We start from the raw sequence: 1,838 nt of genomic DNA, 5'->3' as shown, positions 1-1,838 counted from the left end.
ATCCCGTTCATGTTGCGATCGATGGCAAGACGGTACGAGGTTCCTACACCGACGCGGAGAAATCCGATGCGATCCACATTGTCAGCGCCTGGGCAACCGAAAACGGCGTTGCGCTTGGGCAAACCGAAGTCGACTCAAAGTCCAACGAAATCACGGCGATTCCCGAGTTACTCGAATTGATCGACATCAGCAATGCGATCGTGACGCTCGATGCAATGGGCTGCCAAAAGTCGATCGCCGAAAAGATTATCGACGAAGGTGGCGACTATGTTTTCGCCGTCAAGGACAATCACCCCAAGCTCTGCGCCGCCATCGCTGACCACTTTGAAATGGCTCACAACGAAGGGCTCACAACTCATGGCGTGCGATCGACCACGACCAAGGGAAAGCAGGCTGGGCGTGACGAAGAACGCTTTTACGCGACCGGCCCCATTCCTGAGTCACTGCGTGTCCTGACCGATCAATGGAAAGGGGCCAAAAGCATTTGCCAAGCGAATACGTGCACGAGTCGTGGCGACAAACAAACAAGTGATATCCGCTACTACATTTCAAGCCGACCGGCACGGGTTGGAGAATTCGCCAATAGTGCCCGTCGCCACTGGGGCATCGAGAGCATGCACTGGGTTCTCGATGTCGTGTTTCATGAGGATTCGAGTCGGCTCCGAACCAAGAACGCTACGTCGAATATGAGCTTCACTCGTCGGTTTGTCACAACGCTTCTCAAGCGAGACACCCGGAAGAAGAGTCTTAGGCGGAAACGGAAAATCGCCGGCTGGAACACCGCATTTCTCGAAAAACTCCTGTTTGCAGCCTAATTTTGGTGCGATCGTCGTGGGTCCCTACTGATGCTCACCTAACAGTTGAGACAATTGTTCAAGCTGAACTTCAACGTCAATGAATGTCGCGTCGTCCGCTTCGGAAATCGACATCTGGCTTTTTGTTGCGAGAAAACCCAAATTACCAGCTATCTTCTTCAATAGTTCTGCCACCTCTGAGTTTTCGTCCACGCTAGTGCTGCGGCACCACCGAGAGATTGCATTGACAGACAAGCCGCAAAGTTCTTCTGGCCAAGCCTGACTCGAATTGACCGCATCCAGCACTTTTCGCTTGAGACGGAAACGCTTGCTGAAGGCATCGTTAGACACTCGGGATCTCCACAAATTTCGCTTGCATCCAGGATTCGATTTGATACGAGATTTCGATCACACTTTCGGCTTCTGCCGCAGTTATCGGCTCCCCAACTCCCCGAGTCGAAAGAATCCTCGCTCGTTCCAGAACGTCGTACTCCGTTTTAGTTAGCGGAGCCGTAGGGTCGTCTAGCTGCCAGAATGAGTTTCTCGAGAAGATGCATTTACCAAGCTGGCCGAGTGCGTAACAGGTAGCAAAATTTCGAATCGCGAGAAAAACCGTGGCTAACTCAAACGTTTGGCTTGGTGCTCGATCTCTCAGGCGAGAACATGCAGTTTGGGCGAGCGAAAGAAATTTTTCACAATCACGTTTGCAGTCCTGATAAGGGTTTGGCTCTCCAAGCGACTCGAGAAAATCCTGGCCATCACATGCGTAAAGAAGCTTTGCTTCTAGTGAGAGGTGCCATGAAAAAGGATTACCCGCTGACCAAAGTTGCTGCAACCGTTGGTACGAATAGATGGAAAATTTGTTGGGATCCAGATTCGGTGAATTTTTCGCAACGATCGCCAACAGGTCGATGTCTGAGTACACATCGATTTCGCCTCGGCAGATGGACCCAAATGCGTAAACGTGCACAATTATCGCCTGCTAAACCATCTGACGATAAGCGTCATCAGTGATCCGAAAACTACGAGCCTGACCACGTAGAC

General features: G+C 51.3%; 3 protein-coding genes. 1 reads left to right on the top strand and 2 read right to left on the bottom strand.

The features are described from left to right. Nucleotides 1-815 (top strand): ISAs1 family transposase (locus tag H1B37_RS32670; protein ID WP_182871463.1); only part of this gene is annotated, 815 nt, incomplete at its 5' end. Between the two features lie 24 nt (nt 816-839). On the opposite strand, the gene H1B37_RS32665 is transcribed toward H1B37_RS32670, so the two are convergent. Further along, the gene (locus H1B37_RS32665) at nt 840-1,145 is read right to left on the bottom strand and encodes a hypothetical protein (RefSeq protein ID WP_182871462.1); all 306 of its coding nucleotides are present in this window, start codon (nt 1,143-1,145) and stop codon (nt 840-842) included. Continuing rightward, entirely contained in the window at nt 1,138-1,764 is a 627-nt protein-coding gene (locus H1B37_RS32660; RefSeq protein WP_353620978.1) for a nucleotidyltransferase domain-containing protein, read from the bottom strand. The genes H1B37_RS32665 and H1B37_RS32660 overlap by 8 nt, the downstream gene beginning before the upstream one ends. Nucleotides 1,765-1,838: the final 74 nt, after the last annotated feature.

Origin of the sequence: Stieleria mannarensis (assembly GCF_014154935.1) — a bacterium.
GTDB classification, from domain to species: Bacteria; Planctomycetota; Planctomycetia; order Pirellulales; family Pirellulaceae; genus Stieleria; species Stieleria mannarensis.
The sequence above is the reverse complement of the archived record's forward strand: the minus strand, read 5'-3'. Positions and strand labels throughout refer to the sequence as shown.